This is a genomic window from Sphingomonas gei (assembly GCF_004792685.1).
In the GTDB taxonomy this organism is placed as follows: domain Bacteria; phylum Pseudomonadota; class Alphaproteobacteria; order Sphingomonadales; family Sphingomonadaceae; genus Sphingomonas; species Sphingomonas gei.
The window spans coordinates 180,176-200,633 of the sequence record NZ_SRXT01000006.1 but is presented as its reverse complement, the minus strand read 5'-3'; the positions used below and the strand labels follow the sequence as shown (position 1 = coordinate 200,633).

17 protein-coding genes are annotated in these 20,458 nt (G+C 67.3%); 4 read left to right on the top strand and 13 right to left on the bottom strand.

Annotated features, from left to right (window positions below; genetic code table 11):
* Position 1 precedes the first annotated feature (1 nt).
* The 11 genes from xrtA to E5A73_RS15855 form a co-directional block, all read right to left on the bottom strand.
* Positions 2 to 1,534 carry an exosortase A gene (gene xrtA / locus E5A73_RS15905; protein WP_135964823.1) on the bottom strand — a complete coding sequence of 511 codons (1,533 nt, stop codon included), beginning with the start codon at positions 1,532 to 1,534 and terminating at the stop codon, positions 2 to 4.
* Positions 1,531 to 2,727 (bottom strand): TIGR03087 family PEP-CTERM/XrtA system glycosyltransferase, encoded by a 1,197-nt coding sequence (locus E5A73_RS15900; protein WP_135964822.1) that lies wholly within the window; start codon positions 2,725 to 2,727, stop codon positions 1,531 to 1,533. Before E5A73_RS15900 ends, xrtA begins: the two co-directional genes overlap by 4 nt.
* Complete coding sequence (locus E5A73_RS15895) at positions 2,727 to 3,794, bottom strand: FemAB family XrtA/PEP-CTERM system-associated protein (protein ID WP_135964821.1); 1,068 nt, start codon at positions 3,792 to 3,794, stop codon at positions 2,727 to 2,729. Before E5A73_RS15895 ends, E5A73_RS15900 begins: the two co-directional genes overlap by 1 nt.
* The gene (locus E5A73_RS15890; protein ID WP_135964820.1) at positions 3,791 to 4,633 is read right to left on the bottom strand and encodes an XrtA system polysaccharide deacetylase; all 843 of its coding nucleotides are present in this window, start codon (positions 4,631 to 4,633) and stop codon (positions 3,791 to 3,793) included. The genes E5A73_RS15895 and E5A73_RS15890 overlap by 4 nt, the downstream gene beginning before the upstream one ends.
* Positions 4,634 to 4,637: 4 nt before the next feature.
* Positions 4,638 to 5,786 carry an ExeA family protein gene (locus E5A73_RS15885; protein ID WP_135964819.1) on the bottom strand — a complete coding sequence of 383 codons (1,149 nt, stop codon included), beginning with the start codon at positions 5,784 to 5,786 and terminating at the stop codon, positions 4,638 to 4,640.
* 13 nt (positions 5,787 to 5,799) lie between these two features.
* Complete coding sequence (locus E5A73_RS15880; RefSeq protein ID WP_135964818.1) at positions 5,800 to 7,398, bottom strand: hypothetical protein; 1,599 nt, start codon at positions 7,396 to 7,398, stop codon at positions 5,800 to 5,802.
* Entirely contained in the window at positions 7,395 to 8,384 is a 990-nt protein-coding gene (locus E5A73_RS15875; protein WP_135964817.1) for an AAA family ATPase, read from the bottom strand. Before E5A73_RS15875 ends, E5A73_RS15880 begins: the two co-directional genes overlap by 4 nt.
* Before the next feature lies 1 nt (position 8,385).
* Complete coding sequence (locus E5A73_RS15870; protein ID WP_135964816.1) at positions 8,386 to 9,897, bottom strand: XrtA system polysaccharide chain length determinant; 1,512 nt, start codon at positions 9,895 to 9,897, stop codon at positions 8,386 to 8,388.
* A gap of 10 nt (positions 9,898 to 9,907) precedes the next feature.
* On the bottom strand, positions 9,908 to 10,504 hold the full coding sequence (locus E5A73_RS15865; RefSeq protein WP_240700224.1) for an XrtA/PEP-CTERM system exopolysaccharide export protein: 597 nt from the start codon (positions 10,502 to 10,504) through the stop codon (positions 9,908 to 9,910).
* Between the two features lie 144 nt (positions 10,505 to 10,648).
* The gene (locus tag E5A73_RS15860) at positions 10,649 to 11,848 is read right to left on the bottom strand and encodes a pyridoxal-dependent decarboxylase, exosortase A system-associated (protein ID WP_135964814.1); all 1,200 of its coding nucleotides are present in this window, start codon (positions 11,846 to 11,848) and stop codon (positions 10,649 to 10,651) included.
* Complete coding sequence (locus E5A73_RS15855) at positions 11,845 to 13,446, bottom strand: acyl-CoA ligase (AMP-forming), exosortase A system-associated (RefSeq protein ID WP_206366516.1); 1,602 nt, start codon at positions 13,444 to 13,446, stop codon at positions 11,845 to 11,847. Before E5A73_RS15855 ends, E5A73_RS15860 begins: the two co-directional genes overlap by 4 nt.
* A gap of 110 nt (positions 13,447 to 13,556) precedes the next feature.
* On the opposite strand from E5A73_RS15855, the gene E5A73_RS15850 reads away from it, so the two are divergent.
* Genes E5A73_RS15850 through E5A73_RS15840 form a run of 3 tightly spaced genes read left to right on the top strand, consistent with a single transcriptional unit; the run spans position 13,557 to position 15,207 of the window.
* Positions 13,557 to 13,793: a phosphopantetheine-binding protein gene (locus tag E5A73_RS15850; RefSeq protein ID WP_420822581.1), complete on the top strand. Its 237-nt coding sequence runs from the start codon at positions 13,557 to 13,559 to the stop codon at positions 13,791 to 13,793.
* Complete coding sequence (locus E5A73_RS15845) at positions 13,790 to 14,431, top strand: hypothetical protein (protein WP_168355956.1); 642 nt, start codon at positions 13,790 to 13,792, stop codon at positions 14,429 to 14,431. Before E5A73_RS15850 ends, E5A73_RS15845 begins: the two co-directional genes overlap by 4 nt.
* Positions 14,419 to 15,207 (top strand): hydrolase 1, exosortase A system-associated, encoded by a 789-nt coding sequence (locus E5A73_RS15840; protein ID WP_135964812.1) that lies wholly within the window; start codon positions 14,419 to 14,421, stop codon positions 15,205 to 15,207. The genes E5A73_RS15845 and E5A73_RS15840 overlap by 13 nt, the downstream gene beginning before the upstream one ends.
* Before the next feature lie 235 nt (positions 15,208 to 15,442).
* On the opposite strand, the gene trxB is transcribed toward E5A73_RS15840, so the two are convergent.
* Positions 15,443 to 16,414: a thioredoxin-disulfide reductase gene (trxB, locus tag E5A73_RS15835; RefSeq protein WP_135964811.1), complete on the bottom strand. Its 972-nt coding sequence runs from the start codon at positions 16,412 to 16,414 to the stop codon at positions 15,443 to 15,445.
* Positions 16,415 to 16,617: 203 nt separating this feature from the next.
* On the opposite strand from trxB, the gene E5A73_RS15830 reads away from it, so the two are divergent.
* Positions 16,618 to 18,159 carry a glycosyl hydrolase family 28-related protein gene (locus E5A73_RS15830; RefSeq protein ID WP_168355955.1) on the top strand — a complete coding sequence of 514 codons (1,542 nt, stop codon included), beginning with the start codon at positions 16,618 to 16,620 and terminating at the stop codon, positions 18,157 to 18,159.
* Between the two features lie 135 nt (positions 18,160 to 18,294).
* On the opposite strand, the gene E5A73_RS15825 is transcribed toward E5A73_RS15830, so the two are convergent.
* Complete coding sequence (locus tag E5A73_RS15825; protein WP_135964809.1) at positions 18,295 to 20,301, bottom strand: calcineurin-like phosphoesterase C-terminal domain-containing protein; 2,007 nt, start codon at positions 20,299 to 20,301, stop codon at positions 18,295 to 18,297.
* Positions 20,302 to 20,458 lie beyond the last annotated feature (157 nt).

Here is a 20,458-nt window from a genome sequence, read left to right as displayed (position 1 = left end):
GTTAGCGGCCGGCCAGGCGGTCGGCGAGCGCGTCCACTGGCCCCAAAGCGCGGCCGAAATCGGCGATCGCCGCCTGGGCGCCTTGGTCCGTTCCCTGTTCGGCCGACAGCAAGACCGCCACCGCCGCCTGATCCCCGCCGAGCAACTTGGTCTTCAACGTCTCGAACTTCACGCGTTTGTCGCTCCCGGTCAGCATATCGCCGACCCGGTACCAACTAACCGCCACGCGTTCCACCCGCTCGGGACCGGTCATGCGCAACGCGTGGCCGCCCGAGATATCCGGCAAGTCCGAGATGCGCACCCAGCGGTCGTTCTCGCGGACCGCGCCGATCCCGAAGCCGACCAGTTCCTTGCCTTCGCGCTGGCTGGCATAGACAGCGATAGCGAGGTCGACGGCCCTGCCCTGCCCGTCGGCATAATGTCCGATCACGAAATGGTCCGCGCCGGGGAAATTGGGCGACCAGGCGACCCTACTCGCCCCCGCCAAGTGCCAGCCGGCCACCTCAGGGAGTTCGACCCTGGCGGGAAGCGGCGCCGCGCGCGCGGCGATGTAGCTCGACCAGCCGAGGAACAGGCTCGCGAGGGTCAGCGTCAGCAGCCCGGTCACCGCGCCCCCGGCACGACCATGCACCGGCGCCTGCAGCTGCAACGGATCGAACCAATCGGCATCGGGATCGCGGTCGAACCATTTCCAGCCGATCGCCAGCACCGCGGCCATTACCGCCGCGAAGAACACCCAGCCATAGACGATATGGTCCATGCCGGTCGCCGCCTCGACCGAGGTCCACCACGCCGCATAGATCGTCCCGAACGCGCGCAGGCCATTGGCGATCACCGGTACGACCAGCGCCATCGCCAGAAACGCCGCGCGGCGCGTCCACGAGACGTAGCAGACGTTCGCGACGAGCACGCCGAACGCAATCATCGCAATGACGAACTTGGCGCCCGAACAGGCCTCGGCGACTTCGAAATAGCCGTTCGACGTCGTGATCAGCACCCCGTCGACCCAGGCCGGCACGCCGAAAAGATGGAGCAGCGGCATCACCATCGCGACAGTGATCGTCTGCAGCGGCCCTTCGAGGAAATCGCCGAACGGGACGAGGAACCCCATATAGGCGATCGGGAACAGCAAGGCCCGGCTCACATTGGCTCCGAGCACGCTCACCACCGCGCCCTGCAGCATCAGAACCAGCCCGGCGTGGCGGAACAATGCGACACCCGCCGCATCGCCGAGCAGCCAGCCGAGCCCGCCCGCCGCGACCAATGCGAGCCCCGGCAACCAGCCCTGCGGCAGCACCAGCGCGAGCCCCTGCCGCCGCTGCCAGACCAGCCAGCCGATCACCGGCGCGATGAACAGGCAATGCCCGAAGGTCGTGTTGGTCCAATAGATCGTCGCCAGATCGAGCGCGTCACGGCGGAAGAGCAGGAGCAGCACCAGCCAGACACCGGCGAGGATCGCGGCATGCCGCTGCCAGCGCGCGTCGAACGCCGCTTTCGAGCGCGCGAAATCCTGATGGGGCACCGCGATGGTCATGCTGCTTCTCCAAGCACCAGCGGCAGTCCGATCAGCGCATCGAGCTGCGCCAGCCGTGCATCCCAGCCATAGCGCGCGATCACCCGCGCCCGCGCCGCATCTCCCAGCGCCGTCGCCTTGCGCGGGTCGGAGAGCAACAACCTCACCGCCTCCGCCATCTCTGCGGAGGTCGCGCCGACAGCGATCGTCCCGTCATGGTCGATGCCTTCCGCCGCAGCCGTGGATGCCACCACCGGCCGCGCCATCGCCATCGCCTCGAGCACCTTGTTCTGGACGCCGCGCGCCAGCTTGAGCGGCGCGACCACGATCGCCGCCGCGGCGAGCCAGCCGCGCACGTCCGCGACTTCGCCGGTCACGATCACGCTCGCGCCGGCAAGCGCCTTGACCGCGTCGGTCGGGTCGCGGCCGACGATCGCGAACCGCGCCTGGGGACACGCGCCTCGAATCCGCGGCAGGATATCCTCGGCGAACCAGGTGACTGCCTCGACATTGGGCCGATAATCCATCTGCCCGGTGAACACGATCAACGCGCCGCCTTCTGGCACGCGCTCGAATGGTGCCGACGGATCGAAAGACGCCGTGTCGATTCCGTTCTCGATCGCGTGCACCCGCGCGGCGCCGGTTTCCCGCCGGAACAGCGCCGCCTCCGCCTCGCTGACGAACAGGCTGGCATCTGCGCGTTCCGCAACCGCGCGCTCGAAAGCCTTCAGCAGCCGCGCCTCGCGCGCGTAGATCCAGCGCATCGGCCCCTTCGCCGCTTCCGCATAAGCGGCGAACTTGGCCGAATCCATGTCGACGAAATCCATGATCACGCGCTGCCTCGGTGCAACTGGCAGATACTGCGCCATCTGCCCCGAAAAGACGAAGATCGTATCGACATTCTCGCGCGCTAGCACGTCCTCGACCGACCGCCGCATTGCCGCATCGTCGAACGCGGTCAGCGACAGCGGCCGCCTCGAAACAAGCGCCTGGAGTGCCGCCATTGGCTGCGATTTCGATCGCCGCACAATGGTCTGGCTGGCGGTGAACGCTGCAAGCTCGGGCCGGTCCATGTCGCGCAGTTCATCGGCAAAGGCCGCAAGGTGGACACGCCGATGCGCGGCGAGATGCCGCAGCAAGTGAAAGCTGCGAATCTTGTCGCCGCGATCCGGCGGAAAAGGCACCCGGTGCGCGAGGAAGAGCAGGTCGCCCATCAGCCGAGCCCGCGCGCGATCCAGGGGCCCAGCCGGTTGGCCGCCCAGAGCGGCATGCGCTTCCACGCCCGCACCTGCAGGCTGTATTTGGGATCGAGCGGATTGATCTTGCGCGCCGCCACGCCCTCGGGGGCGCGGGTGAAATAGGTCAAGCATTGCGGCTCGAACCCCCAATTCTTCTTGAACGCCGCCGCGCCTGTCCCCGCCTTGGACCGCCCAAAATCGAAGCGCGTGCAGCCGCGTTCGCGCGCATGGCGCATCAGCGCGAAATACATCGCGTCGTTCGCCCGCAGCGCACGAGCCGCATCGGTCCCCCCACCCCAATAGGGATAAACCGTGCCACGCCAATAGAGGCTCAGGACACTAGCCACTGCAATCCTATGATGCCGGGCAGTCAGAAGATCGGCCGCGTCGCCGAATTCGCAGAGCACTTCGGCAAACAACGCGGGCGGAAACACCGGCGTGCCAAGATTGCGCACCGACTCGGCATAGACGGCATAATGCGCCGCCACATCGGCGCTGCCGGCTTCTATCGTCAGATCGTTACCCAGCGAACGCCGTACCTCGGCGCGCTGCTTGCGCGGGATCGCCAGCAATTCGGCCTCATCGTCCGCGGCCAAGTCGCGCGCGAAGCCGAGATAGCTGGTCCCATCGACCTGCCACGCCGGACCCGGCCGCGCCCCGCCGCGGAGCTCGACCGTCGGGCAGTTCAGCCGTTCCGCCAGCGTCCACGCCGCTTCGCCTAACCCGACCGCTGTCGCGGCATCGTCGGCGAGGATCCCGCCCCCCACGCCGAACCCCGCAGACACCAATGCACGCCCGAACAGCGGCGAGTGCACTTCGGTAAGCGGCAGCGCGCCGACGATATCGCCATCGCCCCGCTCTGCGACCAGATAGTGGCTCTTCTGGCGGCAACCACGCGCCACCGCCACGCTCCATGCCGGCAGATGGAAGGGCGTTCCCTCGGGATGATCGTGCACCCATGCGCCGACCCGCGCCCGCTCAAGCGCATCTCCCAGATCGGCGACGCGCAGTCCGACGGGTCGCGCCAGCAGCGGCGCGTTCATCCGAGCCGCTCCGCCTCGTGCGCGGCGATCGCGTCGATGCGGCCCCATGCGTGGGTCGCGATCAGCCGCTCGAGCTTGCCCGCCATTGCGCTCAGCCGGGCATAATGCCGAAGCTTCGACTTGAGCGGTGCGTTCGCCACCCGTGGCTGGCCCGGGTCGACTTCCCACGGATGGAAATAGAAGATCGCGGGCGTTCCCTCCGCATTGGCGCGGCGCACCGCTTGGTCGGTGATTCGGTTCGGCAGCAGTCGGAAGAACCCGCCCCCCGCCGTGATCTCACGCCCGGCCACTTTGGCGATAGTGATCGGCAGTTCGATCAATCCAGCATCAGCAACCGGCCGAAAGGCGGCGCGCGGCGCCTCGGGCCAGCCATAATGATCATGCCGGATCGGTGCGATGCTCGACGAATAGAGATACCCTGCCTCGGCGAGCTCGGCATGCGCCCAGGGTGTCCGCTTATCGATCGAGAAACTCGGTGCGCGATACCCGGTCACCTTCGCGCCGCTGGCATCCTCCAGCGCCGCCCGCGCATCGGCGAGATCCGCGCGGAACGCCTTCGCGTCCATCGTGAACACGCGCTGGTGCGCCCAGCCGTGGCTGGCGACTTCGTGTCCCGCCTCGGCGATGCGGCGGATCAGCGCCGGATAGCGCTTCGCCACCCAGCCTAGCGTGAAGAATGTCGCCCGCACGCCGGCACCGTCGAACAGCGCTAGCACCCGATCGGTATTGGCCTCGACGCGATGCTCCAGCCGGTCCCAGTCATCGCGCGCGATCGTCTTTTCGAACGCGCCGACCTGAAACCAGTCCTCGACGTCTACCGAGAGGCCATTGACCAGCATTCCCTCAGGCCGCGTGTCCGCGCAGGCTCGACAGGTCCGGCCGGCGCTCGCTGTCGCCGCTCTCGACCCAGTCGACCAGCAGGGTCAGCACCCGGCGCAGCGCCGCGTCCTGCTCCTGCAACTGCTTCTCGAGCTGGGCGATGCGCAGGTCGATCGGCCCCTCGGCGACCGGAGCAAGCGGTTCGACGAGTGTCGGGGACGGAGCCGGGCTCTCGAACGGTTCGGCACGAAGCGGCCGCGCCTCCACGGGCACCGATGGAGTCGGCGTGCCCATCGCCATCGGCGCGACGTCGCGCAGTTCGAGCGGCTCGACCAGCGTGGGGCTGCGCTTCGCGACAGGTCCCGAATCATTGTCGAGATCGTCGATCACCGCGGCAACCTCGGGCGCCCCGAACGTATCGAGATGTTCGATCGCGCCGAACAACAGCACCCGGCCGGCGAGCTGGTTCACGCGGCGCGGGATCCCGCCCGACCAGCGATGAATCGCAGCCAGCGCGTCGTTGGTGAAGCGCGGCTTGCCGCGCCAGCCGACCAGCGACAGGCGGTGCAGCAGATAGGGCTCGAGTTCGGCGGCGTCCATCGGAGCAAGATGGTGCATCGCGATCACCCGCTGGCGCAACTGCTCGAGCTTGCCATCCTGCAGCGTCAGCCGGAATTCGGGCTGTCCGAGCAGGAAGATCTGGAGCAACGGATAGCCGCCTGCCTGGAAATTGGAGAGCATGCGCAGCTCCTCCAGGCTCTCCGCCGGCAGCGCCTGCGCCTCGTCGATGATCAGCAAGGTGCGGCGGCCGTCGCGCGCCACGGCGTGCAGCCCATGCTCGATCGCGGCGAGCATTGCGGACTTGCTGGCGCCGGTGGCGTCGATCTCGAGACCCGCGCAGACCGTCTGGAGCAGATCCTCGGGGCGCAGCTGGGTCGAGACGATCTTGATGACGTTGAGCCGCTGCTCGTCGATCTCGCCGAGCAGATGCCCCATCAGCGTGGTCTTGCCCACGCCGGGATCGCCGGTGATCACCACGAAGCCTTCGCCCTGGCTCAGCCCGTAGCCGAGATAGGCCATCGCCTTGCGGTGCGTCGCGGTGTCGAACCAGAAGCGCGGGTCCGGCGTAAGCTGGAACGGCCGCCCGCTCAGTCCATAATGATCGTCGTGCATCTGCTTGCGTCCCTCAGAATCCGTAGCGAAGGCCGACCAGCGCCTGCGCCTGCGCGCTGGCATTGGAATCGCCTTCCCTGTCGAAGCCGAACAGCCCCAGCGACGCAGTCGCGCTGAGCGGTCCGAACTCATGCGTGTACGCCGTGTTCGCGCCGTAGCCGAGGATGCCCTGGGCATTGGCGAGGTCGCTGTCATAATAGCTGCCGAACACGCTGGTGCTGATCGATCCGTTGCGGCCGACATCGCTCGATGCGAACAGCTGCGCATAGACGCTCTCGTCCGACGTGCCATCGATGCTGACCCCGCCGACGCTCTGCGGCGTCAGGAAGGTGCGCCGCGCATAGCCGCCGCCGACGCCGATCCGCGTCCCGCCGCGGTTGAGCACCGCCACGCCGGTCACGCCGCGGGCGCGATAGGCCGAGGTGACGGTCGAGGCGAACACTTGGTTGAGGCAGCCGCCGGCTGCGGCACCGGTAGTGCCATAGATGCAGCCGCCGAACTGGTTGCCGAACGGGTCGGTAGTGGTGAGAAATGCGGTCGGCAGCTTGGTGAGCTGACCGTTCAGCTCCTGACCGAAGGTTTCGACGCTGTCATAGACGCCGATCTGGACGCCGCTGCCCGGGCCGATCTGGTAGCTCGCCGAGCCGGTATAGCTCATCGAGCCGTAGCGCCGGCCCGCGCGCGCCTCGAGGAAGGTGCGGCGGCTCGGGCGCCAGATCACCCCGGCATCCCAGAAGGTGCCGTCGAAATTATAGGCGATGCGGCGCGGCGAAGAAGGATCGGTGACGAAGCGGCCATTGCCGTCGACCACCGGTGCGCCGCCGCTCAACAGCGCGTCGCGCTGGCTTACCTGGATCTTCTCATAGCCGATGCCGGCGGTCAGCGCGACGCCGCGCCCGACCGGGACCACCACGTCGCCACGCGCGAACTTGCCTTCGAAGCGCTGGTCGAGCTGCCCGGCATCCTCGCGCGTGAACGAACCGCTGGCGGTGACTCCGACCGGCAGCCCCTTGCCCGATTTCACCCCGACGCTGGCCGTCGCGACATGGACCGTCGAATCGTCATAGCGGTCGAGCGCCGGCGCACCCGCGGGAACACCGGTCCCGCCATTCGGCGCCTCGACCTTGGTGTAGCCGAAGCGATAGGCGGCGTTGACGAACGCCGGGCCGGCGTGCGTGGCCAGGCTCGGCCCGGCATAGGCCGAATAGACTTGGCTGCTGTTGCGCACATTGCCCTGAGACGTGCCCAGCGCATCGCCGCGGATGTCGGCACGACTGCGCGCGGCGATGGCGCCGCCTTCGATCGTCAGCTCGGGGGTGATCCGGGCGCGTGCCTGGACCAGGCCGCTGTGCATCGAATCGTCGGCGAGATCCTTGTCGTACGAGAAGCGGTGCTCGTATTGATAGCTGACCTGCACCTCGACGCGGCGGCTGGTGATCTGCGCGTCCACGCCGGCGCCGAGCGTCGAATAGGTCAGCAGGTCGCCGCCGTTGCTGAGGTCCGATACGAGCACCTGGCTCGCTTCGATATACGGCGTCACGCGGGTGCGCTGGGCGTGCGCCGGTGCGGCGCAGGCCATGGCGACGCACGCCGCTACAAAAAGCCGGGTCATTCGCCCGCCTCCCCATAATAGCTTCCGAACCGGCGACCGCCGGGCTGGAACGAAACCGAATTGAGCAGCAGCTGGATGTGCTCGCATCCGTCGAGCACGGCGACTGCCTCGCGCAGGTCGCTTTCGCTGGTGCGGTCGGCGCGAACCACGAGCATCACTTGCCCGGCATGCGTCGCCAGCACCGCCGCGGGCGAAGCCGCGAGCGCTGGCGGCGAATCCATGATCACGATGCGGCGCGGATTGGCCTTGGCGAGGCCGTCCAGAATATTGCGCGCGCGGTCGCTCGCCAACAATTCGGTGTCGCCGTTGGTGCGGGTGCCCGCCGGCAGCACCGAGAGCTGCGGCACGTCGGTTTCGATGATGCACGCTTCGACATCGGTCACCGCACCGGCAAGCGCGTCGAGCAGCCCCGGCCCCTCAGGCAGCCCGAGCCGCTCCAGCACGTCCGGCTTGGCAAAATCGGCGTCGACGAGGAGAATCTCCATGTCCTTCTCGGCCGCCAGCGAAAGCGCGAGGTTGATCGCGCAGAAGGTCTTGCCCTCGTCGGGGTGGGCCGAGCAGACGAGGATCATTCGGGCATGATCGGCGGCCTTGGCGCCGTCCTTCGCCGCCACGGTGCGCGCAGTCAGCAGAAGCTGGCGCTTCACCATGCGGAATTCCTCCGCCATCGCCGTGATCTGCGCGCCGGGGACGAGCATGCCGGCCTCGCGCAGCGCGATCCGGTCGATCGACGCCTGGCGCCGGTCGGAACGCGGCGCGGCCTGCGGCTCTGGGCGGAATGCCGGCTGCGGCGCGGGCGGTTCGACGGTTACCGGCTCGGGCACGGCGACATGCTCGGCGGGAGCGCGGACGGTCAGCGTCAGCGGCTCTTCCTCGGGCGTCATGAGCGGCTCGGGCGCGGCCGCGGGCGGGCGCAGATAGCCATATTGCTCGGCCGCCCGTTCGAGCAGCGAACCACGATAGCGGCGCGGGGTTTCGTCGTTCATGTCAGGCACCCATTCCGCGCTGGACGAACTCGAGCCCGAGCAGCCCGACGAACGCCACTGCCAGACCTGCCGCGGCCCCCGCGAACAGCCGCAGCTTGCGCCGCCGCAGCTCGATCTGCGCCGCGCTCAGCACTTCGCTGATCGAACCGATCACCGGCATCCCGCTGGCCTTCTCCAGCCGCGCCGCGGTGGGGAAGGTCGTGGTCAGCTTGTCGAGGCCGAAAGCCGCAGCGACGCCCGCGCCGATCCCGGCGATCAGCACCGCGATCAGCAGCAGCGGCCGGTTTGGCTTGGTCGGCGCGCGCGGCAGCGTCGGCGGATCGACGACGTTGAACTTGACCGCGTCGGTCTCCGTCTGCGCCTGGCTGCGGATGCGGACCTGCTCGCGATCCGAGAGCAATTTGTCATATTGGTCCTTGAGGACCTGATATTCGCGGTCGATCTGGCCCTGCTCGGCGGCGAGACCGGGCGCCTGCGCCATCTTCCCCTCGAACTGGGCGAGATCGTCTTCGATCTGGTCCTTGCGTTGGGTCAGCGCCGCGACGGTCGAGGCCTTGTCGGCGCGCATCGACTGAAGGCTCAGATAAAGCGGGTTGCTGGCCCCTGCCGCCCCGCTCGCCACCGGCTCGGCACGCGCGGCGGACTGCGCCGCGGCGAGCTGGCTGCGCAGCGCGATCATGTCGGGATGGCTGTCGGTCCAGCCGCGGCTGCGCCCTTCGGCGAGCTGTCCCTGGATCGCCGCGAGCCGTGCACGCGCCGGTCCGGTGACCGCGCCGCCCTGCCCTGCCACGTTCGCCGGGGTCCCCGCCATCTGGCCGTTGACGGCGCTCAGTCCGCTCTGCGCCGCCGCGAGGTCCGACTGGACCTGGGCCAGCTGGCTGCGTGCCGCGCCGATGCGGTCGTTGAGCGAACCGGTGCCCGGCAGCGAACCGAGATAGCGCGCCTGGAAGTCCGCCTTTTTGGCCTCGGCTTCCTGCAGCGCCTTCTGGCGCACTTCGAGCTGCTGGTCGAGGAAGCGCAGGGATTGCCCGCTGGCGTCGCGACCGTCGGCGAGATTCTCCTCGACGAAGATGTCGATCAGTTTCTGTGCGATCTGCTGCGCCATCTTGCCGCTCGGCGCGGTCACCGTGATCTCGAACAGATTGTCCTGCTGCGCAGTGAGCTTGATCGCGGTTTGCAGTCCGGCGATCCGGTCGGCGACATCGCGGTCGGTCGACACGGTCTTCGCCATGTCGGTGCCGCGCACCACTTTCTCCAGATTGACCGCCGAGGTCAGCGTCTGGCGCACCCGATCGATGTCGCGCTGCTGCTGCGCGGCCGAGGCGGCGCCGTCGGTCGGCAGGATCTGGCGCAACTGCACGAATATCCGTGCGCGCGATTCATAGCTGTTCGGCATCTGCGAGACCACCAGCCAGCCCGCGAGGCACAGCCCCCAGGCTACGGCGAGCGCGATCCAGCGCCGCATCCAGATCGCGTGCAGCGCCGCGCGTGCTTCATCGAAAAGACTACCCATCCGCCGCGCCTCAGAACATGCTCTCGGGGATGATAAGTACATCACCCGGTTCGAGGCGGACGTTCGCCGAGATATCGCCGCTCTTGAGCAAGTCGCCGAGGCGGACCTTATATTCGCGCTGCTTGCCGGTCGCCTTGTCGTAGCGGACCAGCCGCGCGCGATTGCCCGAGGCGAATTCGCTGAGCCCGCCCACTGCGATCATCGCGTCGAGCGCGGTCATGTTGGCGCGGTACGGGATCGAGGCCGGCTTCTCGGTCGCGCCGACGACACGGATCTGCTGGCTGTAGGTGCCCGAGAAATTCTCGACGATCACCGAGACGATCGGATCCTTGATATATTCGCCGAGCGCGTATTTGAGATCGTCCGCGAGCATTGCGGGGGTCTTGCCCACCGCCGGCATGTCGCTGATCAGCGGCGTCGTGATCCGCCCGTCGGGGCGCACCTGCACCTTGGCCGACAGCTCGGGATTGCGCCACACGAAGATGTTGAGCTGGTCCATCGGGCCGATGACATATTCGTCGCTCGGCGCCTCGCGCGTCGCGATGCCGCCTGCGGGCGGCAGTTCGGGCCGGCTTCCCCCGGAGCATCCGGACAGCAAAGCGGCCATGACGCCAGCCCCCGCCAAAACCCTGCCAAACGACTTCAAAACCATGTTCGAGCTCCCTCCCCGGCGGAGTCGAGCGCGGCCAACGTCTCGGCCGCTCCCCCACTGGATCGGGGTCAGCTATGGTCTTCAGAGGTAAAGATAGCGTTAGGCGTGGTTGGAGCCGCCGATCAGCAGTTCGCGCGCCGGCGGATGGCCGAGAAATGCCGAGGGACTCGCACTGGCGCCATATGCTCCCGAGGCGAACACCGCGATGACGTCACCCACATTGGCCTTGGGGAGCGCGACGCGATCGGCCAGTCGGTCGAGCGGCGTGCAGAGCGGCCCGACGATCGTCACGACTTCCTCGGCCGGATCCTGCATCCGATGCGCCACCGCGACCGGATAGTTGCGCCGCACCACCGTCCCGAAATTGCCGGTGGCGGCAAGATGATGGTTGAGCCCCCCGTCGAGGATCAGGAAAGTCTCCCCCTGGCTCACTTTCCGGTCGATCACGCGGGCGAGGTACACGCCCGCCTCGCCGACCAGCCAGCGCCCCAACTCCACGGCATAATGCGTGTCCAGCGTGTCGAGCTCGCCCGCCAACGCCGCGCCGATCGCCTCGACATCGAGCGCCACATCGCCCGGGAAATAGGGAACGCCGAACCCGCCGCCCAGATTGACCAAAGGCGGCGCACGGTGTGCCTCTTGGGCGATCCGCACGGCCAGCGCCACCGTCGCGGCCTGCGTCTCGATCACCGCCTGGGTGTCGAGCGACTGCGATCCGGCGAAGATGTGCAGCCCGCGCCACTCGGCGCCCCCGATGATCAGCCGTTTGACGAGCCCCGCGACATGCTGTGCCTCGACTCCGAACGGGGAGGCGCGCCCGCCCATCTTCATCCCCGATCCGCGCAATTCGAAATCGGGGTTCACCCGCACCGCGAGCTTCGGCCGCATCCCCAGCATTCCGCCGATCGCCAGTGCGCGCTGCCCCTCGCTTTCCGACTCGACGTTGAGCGTCACCCCGGCGCGGATCGCCAGTTCGATCTCGGCATCGCGCTTGCCCGGCCCGGCAAAGCTGATCGCCCCTGCCGCCATGACGTCGAGCGCCTTGTCCATCTCGCCTGCGGAAGCCACGTCGAGCCCGTCGACCAGCGGCGCGATCGCCTTGAGCAAAGCCGGCAACGGATTGGCCTTGATCGCATAATGCACCGCGACCCGGCGCGGCAACGCAGCCCGCAACCGCGCGATCCGCGCGGCGACGATGCCGAAATCGTAGACATAGGCCGGCGTTGCCTCGCCGAGCCACGGCAGCGCGGCGAGATCCCGGAACTCGGGCGGGATCGGCCCGAAAGCTTTGGGGTTCATGCCAACCCCTCCCCGTTCGGCCTGAGCTTGTCGAAGGCCCGTTCTTCTTCTGAGACTGCGGCGAAGGCGGAAGACGGCGCTTCGACAAGCTCAGCGCGAACGGTGGAGAGCGAAGCCTTCAACGCCGTCCGATCCAGCTTCCCATTGGCATTCCGCGGCAGCTCCGAGCGCCAGTCGTATCGCGCCGGCTGCATGAAGCTCGGCAATTCCCGCCGCAGCCGTTCGCGCAAATCCGGCTCCCCCGAGCCATCCCCCCGTGCCACCACCACGATCGCCTGCCCCAGCCTTTCGTCCGACACTCCGAACGCCGCGGCTTCGGAAACTTCGCCGCCGCTCAGCACCGCGTCCTCGATCTCGGTCGGGCTGATCCGGTTGCCGGCGCTCTTGATCATCTCGTCGTCACGCCCGACGAAGCGGAGCAGCCCGTCCGCATCCTTGACAACCGTATCCCCCGACCACACCGCCATGCCCTTGCTTGTGGCGAATTCGGGCGCCGGACGGAAGCGCTGCGCGGTGCGCTCGGCATCCCGCCAATAGCCCTGCGCCACCAATGGCCCGGCATGGACCAGTTCGCCGGCCTCGCCCGGCGCCGCGCGGCCGCCGTCGGGGCGCACCACCATGATCTCGGCGAAGGGGATGGCGCGTCCGATCGAATCGGGATGTGCATCGACCAGCGACGGCTCGAGATAGGTCGAACGGAACGCTTCGGTCAGCCCGTACATCGGATACAGATCGGCCTGCGGAAAGCGTTCGCGAAGCCTGCGCACCAGCCGCGGCGTCAGTGCGCCGCCCGAATTGGTCAGCCGCTTCAACCGCGCCGCCGTCTCCGCCGGCCATTCGGCCTCGAGCAATTGCACCCACAGCGGCGGCACCCCGGCCAGGCTGGTGACGTCATGACGCCCCACCGCCTTCACCACGTCACGCGCGGTCAGATAATCGAGCGGGATCACCCGCCCGCCGGCCGCCCAGGTGGAGAACAACTGGTTCTGCCCGTAATCGAAGCTCAGCGGCAGCACCCCGAGCACGCGATCCTCAGAGCCAATATCAAGATAATGCGCCACGCTGATGGCCCCGAGCCATAAATTGGCGTGGCTGAGCATCACGCCCTTCGGCCGCCCGGTCGAGCCCGAAGTGTAGAGGATCGCGGCGAGCGCGTCGGGATCGGCGGCCGAGGGCGGCAGCCCATCGCTCGATCCAAGCTCCTCCTCGGTCACCATCTGGCAATCGGCAGGCACGTCCCCCGGCTCGAGCGCCGCGATGCGCGCCGCCTGCGTCACCAGCACCCGCGCGCCACTGTCGGCGAGGATATGCGCCACCTGCGCGCGCTTGAGCACCGGGTTGATCGGGACATGGACGAGCCCCGCGCGCGGCACTGCCAGCGGCATCAGGCATGCCGTCCGCGTCTTGGGCAGCCACGTCGCCACGCGCTCGCCCGCGCCCAATCCTTGCTCCGAAAGCCAGTGCGCGATGCCGCCGACGCCCGCCTCCAGCTCGCCAAAACTGAGCGTTCCGGCACGGTCCTCCAGCGCCACGGCATTGGCCGCGCCGCGCAGCGTCAGCGTATCGATGGGTTTCGGAACGGGATCGAGGGCAATCATCGCGCCGACCTTAGCCTTGGCAGCGCACCCGCCAACCCTTACGGAAGCGAAAAATCGCTGGCGGGGGATAAGCATTGCAGCGCGAAGGGTTCGCAAAGGTTGAAGAAACGGTGCGCGGGGTGCTCCGCGACGTGCTGGGATTGAGCACGGAGCGCGCTGCGGCGTTCCATGAGGACACGCCGCTGTTCGGAGCGCTGCCCGAGCTCGATTCGCTCGCGGTCGCGGGCGTGCTCACCGAAATCGAGGATCGGCTCGGCATCCTGATCGAGGATGACGAGGTCGATGGCGAGATGCTCGAGAGCTTCGGCGCCCTCACGCGCTTTGCCGCCGCCAAGGCGCTGGCTTGATCGACCATTACGACTGGGCCGGCGGCCGCGAAGCGATGCTTCGCTTCGGCCCCGATACCTGCCCGGTCGTAGTCGCGGCGCTGCCGCTGTTCGAGGAAGCCAATCGCACCCGTGCGTTCGTCGTGACGATTTTGCGCGCGCTTGCCGAACGCGGCATCGCCGGCGCCCTGCCGGATCTGCCCGGACAGGGCGAAAGCCTCGCGCCCACCGATACGGTGCGTCTGGCGCACCTGCGCGACGCTTTTGCCGCTGCGACACGCCACGTGGGCGGCCCTGCTTATGCGCTCGGCATCCGCAGCGGTGCGTTGCTCGACGCCACCGCCACGCTCGGCGGACGCTGGCATTTCACGCCGAGCACCGGCGCCGATCTCCTCCGTGAACTCGAACGCCTGCGCCAAGCCGGCGGCGGCGATGCATATGGCGGGAACCACCTATCGCCGGTGCTGCTGGGCGAACTCCCGACGGCCGGCATCGCAGCACTAAGCCGCACGATCTATCTCGAGAGCGACGCCCGCCCCGCCGACCGCCACGTCCCCGGCGCGCCGCTTTGGCGCCGCAGCGAGCCCGACAATAATCCCGCGCTCGCGGCATCGCTCGCCGAAGACATCGCCGCATGGGTCCGCGCGTGCGAAAGCTGATCGAATTTCCCTGCGCCGGCGAGACGCTGCTCGGCACACTCGACGAGGCACCCGGCGCTATCGGCCTGCTGATCGTCTCTGGCGGTAACGAGATCCGCATCGGCGCGCATCGCGGCATGGCACTGCTCGCGCTGCGCATCGCCGAGGCCGGCCACCCGGTGTTCCGCTTCGATCGCCGCGGCATCGGCGATTCGAGCGGCGATAATCGCGGCTATGATAGCAGCGCCGACGACATCGCCGCCGCTGCCGCGACCTTCCGCGCCGCAACCGGAGTCACCCGGATCGTCGCCTACGGCAATTGCGACGCTGCCACCGCGCTTGCCTTCTTCCATGCCCCGGCCAACATTGACGCGCTCGTCCTCGCCAACCCTTGGGTGATCGAGCCGACCGACGATCTGCCGCCCGTTGCCGCGATCCGCGCGCGTTACGCCGAGCGCCTGCGAGATCCTGGCGAATGGCTGCGGCTGGTGCGTGGCGGAGTGAATATTCGTAAGTTGATCAGCGGGTTGTTAAAGCTATCTCGCAGCCAACCTCAACGGGAGGGCGGCTTGCCTGCCCGCTTGGCCGACGCGCTCGGGCAGACGCAGGTCCCGGTCACCATCCTGCTCGCCAACGGCGACAACACGGCGATCGCCTTCGCCGACGCTTATGCCGGCCCGGCCTTCGCCGCCGCCCGCACCAAGGCAAGCCTTGTCGAGCTCGACAGCGCCAGCCACAGCTTCGCGTCGCAATCCGACAAGGATTGGCTGTTCAAGGAAGTCCGCGCGCGCCTCTGAGGATCATGCATCAGTCGAGTCGGACAGCCCCTTGCAATGTTGGATTTCGTTTGCTCAGATCGATGCGCTACCGCTCGGCCGCCGCTCTTTGACAATAGGGATCTCGACCGGAACGTAAGGCGAGTCTGGGCCGCACCTTCCTGGACTCCGGCACGGCTCGTTCGCCGCTGGAACATGCGCGACAGTGTGACCCTGGTGTGACCTTCGCTTCGCAAGATGCGCGCGGCGGCGCGGGCTATTCCGCCGCTTCGGCGACCTGCTCGAAATCCGCTTCGGCCAAAAACCGCTCCGCATCCAGCGCCGCCATGCAGCCTGTCCCCGCCGCGGTGATCGCCTGGCGGTAATGCTTGTCCATCACGTCGCCGCACGCGAACACGCCGGGCACGCTGGTCCGCGTCGTGCCCTTTTCGACGGTGATGTAATTGTCGTCGTCGAGCGCGATGTGCCCGCGGAACAATTCGGTCGCCGGATGATGCCCGATCGCGACGAAGCCGCCATCGACTTCGAGCGTCGAAAGCTCGCCGGTCACCATGTCCTTCAACTCGATGCCGACCAGCCCGGCGACGCCGCCGCCATCGAGGAAGCGCTCGACCTTCTTGTTCCACAAGGTCGAGATCTTGTCGTTGGCGAGCAGCCGCTGTTGCAGGATCTTCTCGGCACGCAAGGAGTCGCGGCGGTGGATCAGGGTCACGTCATGGCTGTGGTTGGTGAGGTAGAGCGCCTCCTCGACCGCGGTGTTGCCGCCGCCGATCACCGCCACCTTCTTGCCGCGGAAGAAGAAGCCGTCGCAAGTGGCACAGGCACTGACGCCCTTGCCCTTGAGCAGCTCTTCCGAATCGAGCCCCAGCCAGCGCGCCTGCGCCCCGGTGGCGATCACCAATGTGTCGCCGACATAGACGGTGCCGCTGTCCCCGACCATGCGGAACGGGCGCTGCGATACGTCGACTTCGACGATCGTGTCCCACAGCATCTGCGCGCCGACATGCTCGGCCTGCGCCTGCATCTCCTGCATCAGCCACGGGCCCTGGATCACTTCGCGAAAGCCGGGATAATTCTCGACATCGGTCGTTGTCATCAGCTGGCCCCCCGGCTGGATGCCCTGCACCACGATCGGCGCGAGCCCGGCGCGCGCGCCATAGATCGCGGCGGAGAGCCCGGCGGGTCCCGAACCGAGGATGAGCATGCGAGTCGAGTGCGTGGCAGTCATTGTGTCTTCCGGAGTAGCTGAACACCGCATCTAGGTGGACAGCGTTCCCGCATCAACATGAACGCGCATGGCGGGTGAACAATGCTGTGCGCAATGGCCGCAAATAGCCCGACCTCGCGCTTCGCTTGCAATGTAGGATTTCGTTCGTTCTATATTTGTTCCCGATGAGAATCGGGCATCCAGACAATATAGGAAAACGCCACATGGTTGATTCTCTGAGTTTCGCCACCATTCCCGACATGACGTCTTTCGCCACCTCCGGGCTCACGGACGGGCAAGCCGCAAACGTAAGCGACCTCAAGCGTGGCGGCGTGTTTCGCTGGGCATCGGGCTCCACTGCGACCGTGAACGACGGAACGATATTCCCTGCGACGGGCGGTGGCCGCTGGCTCCGCATCAAATCCCTGCCCCTCAACGTCCAGTGGTTCGGTGCGGTGGGCGACGGCGTCACGAATGATCATGCAGCTTTCATGGCCGCACACGATTCGCTCATGCCCGAGGGCGGCACGATCGTCATTCCCAAGGGATTCTATCGCCTTTCCAGCGCGATCAATCAGCATTGTGCTATCATCTGGCAGGGTGAGGGTAACAGCGCAGCCGTCTCCGATCGGACGATCGGAAGCTTCACCACCAATGCCCAGGGATCGGTTCTTCTGGTCGACGCCGGCGTCCCAGCGTTCATCATCAACGCCTCCAATACCGACGGCTCGGGAACCGCGCCCGACGGCACCTATCCGAATGGCGCAGGGTCCGGGCTTCGCGATTTGTATATCCGTTCGAACGGAGGCGGAGCCAATGTCGACGGCGTGTGGATGCGGGCGACATCGACGCTCGAGAACGTCACGATCCGCGGTTTCTCCGGCCGCGGCTTGCGGATCGAAGCGTCCGCCTCGTCGAGCAATCCGGTCAAGGGCAACGCCAATCTCTGGATGCTGACCAATGTGAACCTGATCGCGAACGGCGGCCATGGCCTGCATGTCAAAAGCAATGACGCCAATGCCGGCGTCGCCACGCGAGTCGACTGCACCTTGAACGGTGGGTGGGGCGTCCTGGACGAAAGCCTGATCGGAAATACCTACGTCGCCTGCCACCAGGCGGGCAACGCGCTCGGCGCGTTCAAGACGATCGATACCGCGCCGAACACGGTCATCGGCGACTATATCGAAATGGAAACCACCGGCGACAATGCCGATTTCGGCAACGGCACCACGGTCATCGGCGATATTGCCGGGCAGAGCGCCTCGAATTCACCGACGAGCCGCGCCTTCGTGATGACTGCAGGCCTGTCGGTGGCTGCGCCGTATCGGCACTTGAATCGGCGCGCCTCGCCCAGTGTAATCGGCATCGTCGGGTCGCTGCAACCCAATTACGGCGCGATCGGCTGGGGATCGAGTAACGACACGATCGGCGCGGCCAATCAGGCCGACTGGCAGATCCAGTACAACACCACCTCCAAATGGTGGGACTTCCAATATCAGGGCGGCGGCGCTCCGTTCACGGTGCTGCGCTTTCCGACCGGTGCCTCGCTCGCCAATCCACGCAAGTTCGCGGCCGACTTCCCGAACGGCCATTTTCTCGGTGGGGTCTTCCGCGCCATCGGCTCGGCCGCCCCAACGACGGGAGCGTGGCTGCAAGGCGACGTGATCGAGAACGGCGCGCCGGCGGCCGGCGGGAATGCCGGCTGGGTCTGTGTCGCCTCCGGCTCACCGGGCACGTGGAAAAGCTACGGACCGATCGCAGCCTAGCCGCCGGTCCATATCGGGGGAGGGGCTACGCCCTTCCCCCGTTCTGGTCGCGACAAGGCACCATTGCCACGCCCACGCCGCCGAAGATGGTCACGCCGCGAAGGCTTCAAAAGCGCCGGAGGTGGCGCGGCGTTATCAATCCGGGATGCGAGGCCCGTCCTTGGCTGCATTCCACACATCGAAGCGGAAAGTGCGCGGCGGGCGCTGCGGGCGCACTTCGAATATCAGGCTCTCGCGGGCGGGCGCTCCCTGTGGCCGGCGCACACTGACCGTGGCGGTGTGGACCCCGGGCGTCAGCGCGGGCAAGCGGAAGCGCCAGAGATGCGAGCTGTGATCCGCCACCGAGCCCTGCGGCTGCGGCGCCGCCGGCGGGTAGCGCGTCTGGCGGCCCTGGATGAATCCCTGATTCTCGGGAACGCCCGAACGGCTCTCGATCGCGGTGCGCGCCACGGTCAGCTGACGTTGCAGCGCGAACGGATCGGCATATTCAGGCCCGCTGCGGCCATCCTCGCCGCGCGCTTGCTGGGTATGCGCCATCGCCAGCGGCGCGCCGCCGTCGATCGAGACGGTGGCTTCGGTGGCGCTGTCGCCGAGCCAGATATTGGCGGTCAGCCAGCTTCCGGCAGCAAGGTCGGCAGGGGTGAGCAGCTTTTCGTCCGGAAGATCCTGCACGCTGAGCGGCGGCACCGGATTGCGCGCATCGCGATCGGCGTCGCGCCACGCGAGCAGCGTCGCGGCCCAGTCGCGAAACGCGGGCGTATTGACTGCGAGCCACATCGCCTTGTCCTGCGGCTCACCGGTCGCGCGATAATCGAGCTGATAGTCGGTGCCGCGCACCCGCATGTCGAGATAGCCGCGCGGCGATCCGTCGCCCTGCAGGCTCATCGGGATGCCGTCGACGGCATAGTCGCCACCCCACCAGTCCCCCGCCACCGCGCCCGCGACGACATGGCGGAAAGGCAAGGTGGTGACTCCCACCATCTTCTTCCAGCCTTCATAGGAATCGCCCGGCGCCAGATTCTCGAGCGTATGGCTGTGGCCCGACAGGTCGAGCGCCCGCCTGCCCTCGAGCAGCGCATAGAGCTCGGGCGCATTGTCGGTCTGGTGCGCCCATTCCTTGCGATTGTCGAAGCCGACCAGCGGGATGTGGTGCCCGAGCACGATCAGCTTGGCGGGATCGGTATGGGCGATCAGATTGGCGAGGAACGCCATCTGATCGTCGGTGAAACGGCCATTATAGGTCTTGCGGGGATCCTCGGTGCAGAACGGGCGCGTGCCGCGGCGATTGTCGGCCGCGCCGCAGGGATAGACGACATTGTCGAGCCCGATGAACAAGGTGTCGCCGATTTCGAACGCATAAGTGGCGGGGCCGTATTCGCGGCGCCAGCTGTCCGAGCTGTCGGCATCGCGATCCGCATCCGAATCATAGTCGTGATTGCCCTGCACCCACCATTGCGGAACGCGCAGCGCGCCGAGCACTTCCGCGAGCCGCGGAATCAGGCCCTGATCGTCGCCGACGAGATCGCCGAGCGCGAAGAGGCAGGCCGGCGGGGGCCCCTTGCGATCGGCCAGTTCGCGCACGATCGAATCGCGCGCATAGCCGATCTCGTCCCCCGAATAGACCTGGACATCGCCCAGCACCGCGCAGTTGAAATCGCGGCCGACAATGCTGCGCGCCAGCGGAAAGTTGATCGCTCCGGGAAGCGGCCCGGTGGCGGGCAGCCCGCCGAAGCGCAGCTTCTTGGGCGAGCCGCCCGGCTTGTACTCATAGGCGAATTGCGGAACGAAATTGCGGTCGGTGGGTACCCGCCAGCCGCTCGGCTGGATCACGAACACGCTCATATCGTCGCGCACCGGCAGCGCATAACGCCCGTCGGCGCGCGTCTTCACGACTTCGCGGCCGTTCGACACCTTCACGCCGGGCAGCCCGCGCTCGCCGGCGTCGAGCCGGCCATTGCGGTTCGTATCATCGAACACTGCGCCGCGCATCGTCTGCGGGTCGCTATCACCGGAGCGCGCGACGTCGATCGAGGCGAACCAGGGCGTGTCGGCGGCGGTCGGGCGTTGCGCCTGCGCGCCGCCGCCAACCATCGCCGCACAGCCTGCAGACGCGATCAGAACTTTTCGTGAAATGCTCGTCATCGATGTCCCCTGCGCCGCCCGGATGCCTATAGCTTCGGCGATGCCCTCTATCTGCGGCGATCACGGGACTCAACATCAAATACACATAAATCCAACGAAAGCTCACAGCCGGTAACGCGACCAATCATGATGCCACGAGTCGGCACGTTGCCCAATA

Coding starts and splice junctions, on each gene's coding strand:
- xrtA (WP_135964823.1), bottom strand. CDS start 1,534: ATGACCATCGCGGTGCCCCATCAGGATTTCGCGCGCTCGAAAGCGGCG.
- E5A73_RS15900 (WP_135964822.1), bottom strand. CDS start 2,727: ATGGGCGACCTGCTCTTCCTCGCGCACCGGGTGCCTTTTCCGCCGGAT.
- E5A73_RS15895 (WP_135964821.1), bottom strand. CDS start 3,794: ATGAACGCGCCGCTGCTGGCGCGACCCGTCGGACTGCGCGTCGCCGAT.
- E5A73_RS15890 (WP_135964820.1), bottom strand. CDS start 4,633: ATGCTGGTCAATGGCCTCTCGGTAGACGTCGAGGACTGGTTTCAGGTC.
- E5A73_RS15885 (WP_135964819.1), bottom strand. CDS start 5,786: ATGCACGACGATCATTATGGACTGAGCGGGCGGCCGTTCCAGCTTACG.
- E5A73_RS15880 (WP_135964818.1), bottom strand. CDS start 7,398: ATGACCCGGCTTTTTGTAGCGGCGTGCGTCGCCATGGCCTGCGCCGCA.
- E5A73_RS15875 (WP_135964817.1), bottom strand. CDS start 8,384: ATGAACGACGAAACCCCGCGCCGCTATCGTGGTTCGCTGCTCGAACGG.
- E5A73_RS15870 (WP_135964816.1), bottom strand. CDS start 9,897: ATGGGTAGTCTTTTCGATGAAGCACGCGCGGCGCTGCACGCGATCTGG.
- E5A73_RS15865 (WP_240700224.1), bottom strand. CDS start 10,504: ATGGCCGCTTTGCTGTCCGGATGCTCCGGGGGAAGCCGGCCCGAACTG.
- E5A73_RS15860 (WP_135964814.1), bottom strand. CDS start 11,848: ATGAACCCCAAAGCTTTCGGGCCGATCCCGCCCGAGTTCCGGGATCTC.
- E5A73_RS15855 (WP_206366516.1), bottom strand. CDS start 13,446: ATGATTGCCCTCGATCCCGTTCCGAAACCCATCGATACGCTGACGCTG.
- trxB (WP_135964811.1), bottom strand. CDS start 16,414: ATGACTGCCACGCACTCGACTCGCATGCTCATCCTCGGTTCGGGACCC.
- E5A73_RS15830 (WP_168355955.1), top strand. CDS start 16,618: ATGGTTGATTCTCTGAGTTTCGCCACCATTCCCGACATGACGTCTTTC.
- E5A73_RS15825 (WP_135964809.1), bottom strand. CDS start 20,301: ATGACGAGCATTTCACGAAAAGTTCTGATCGCGTCTGCAGGCTGTGCG.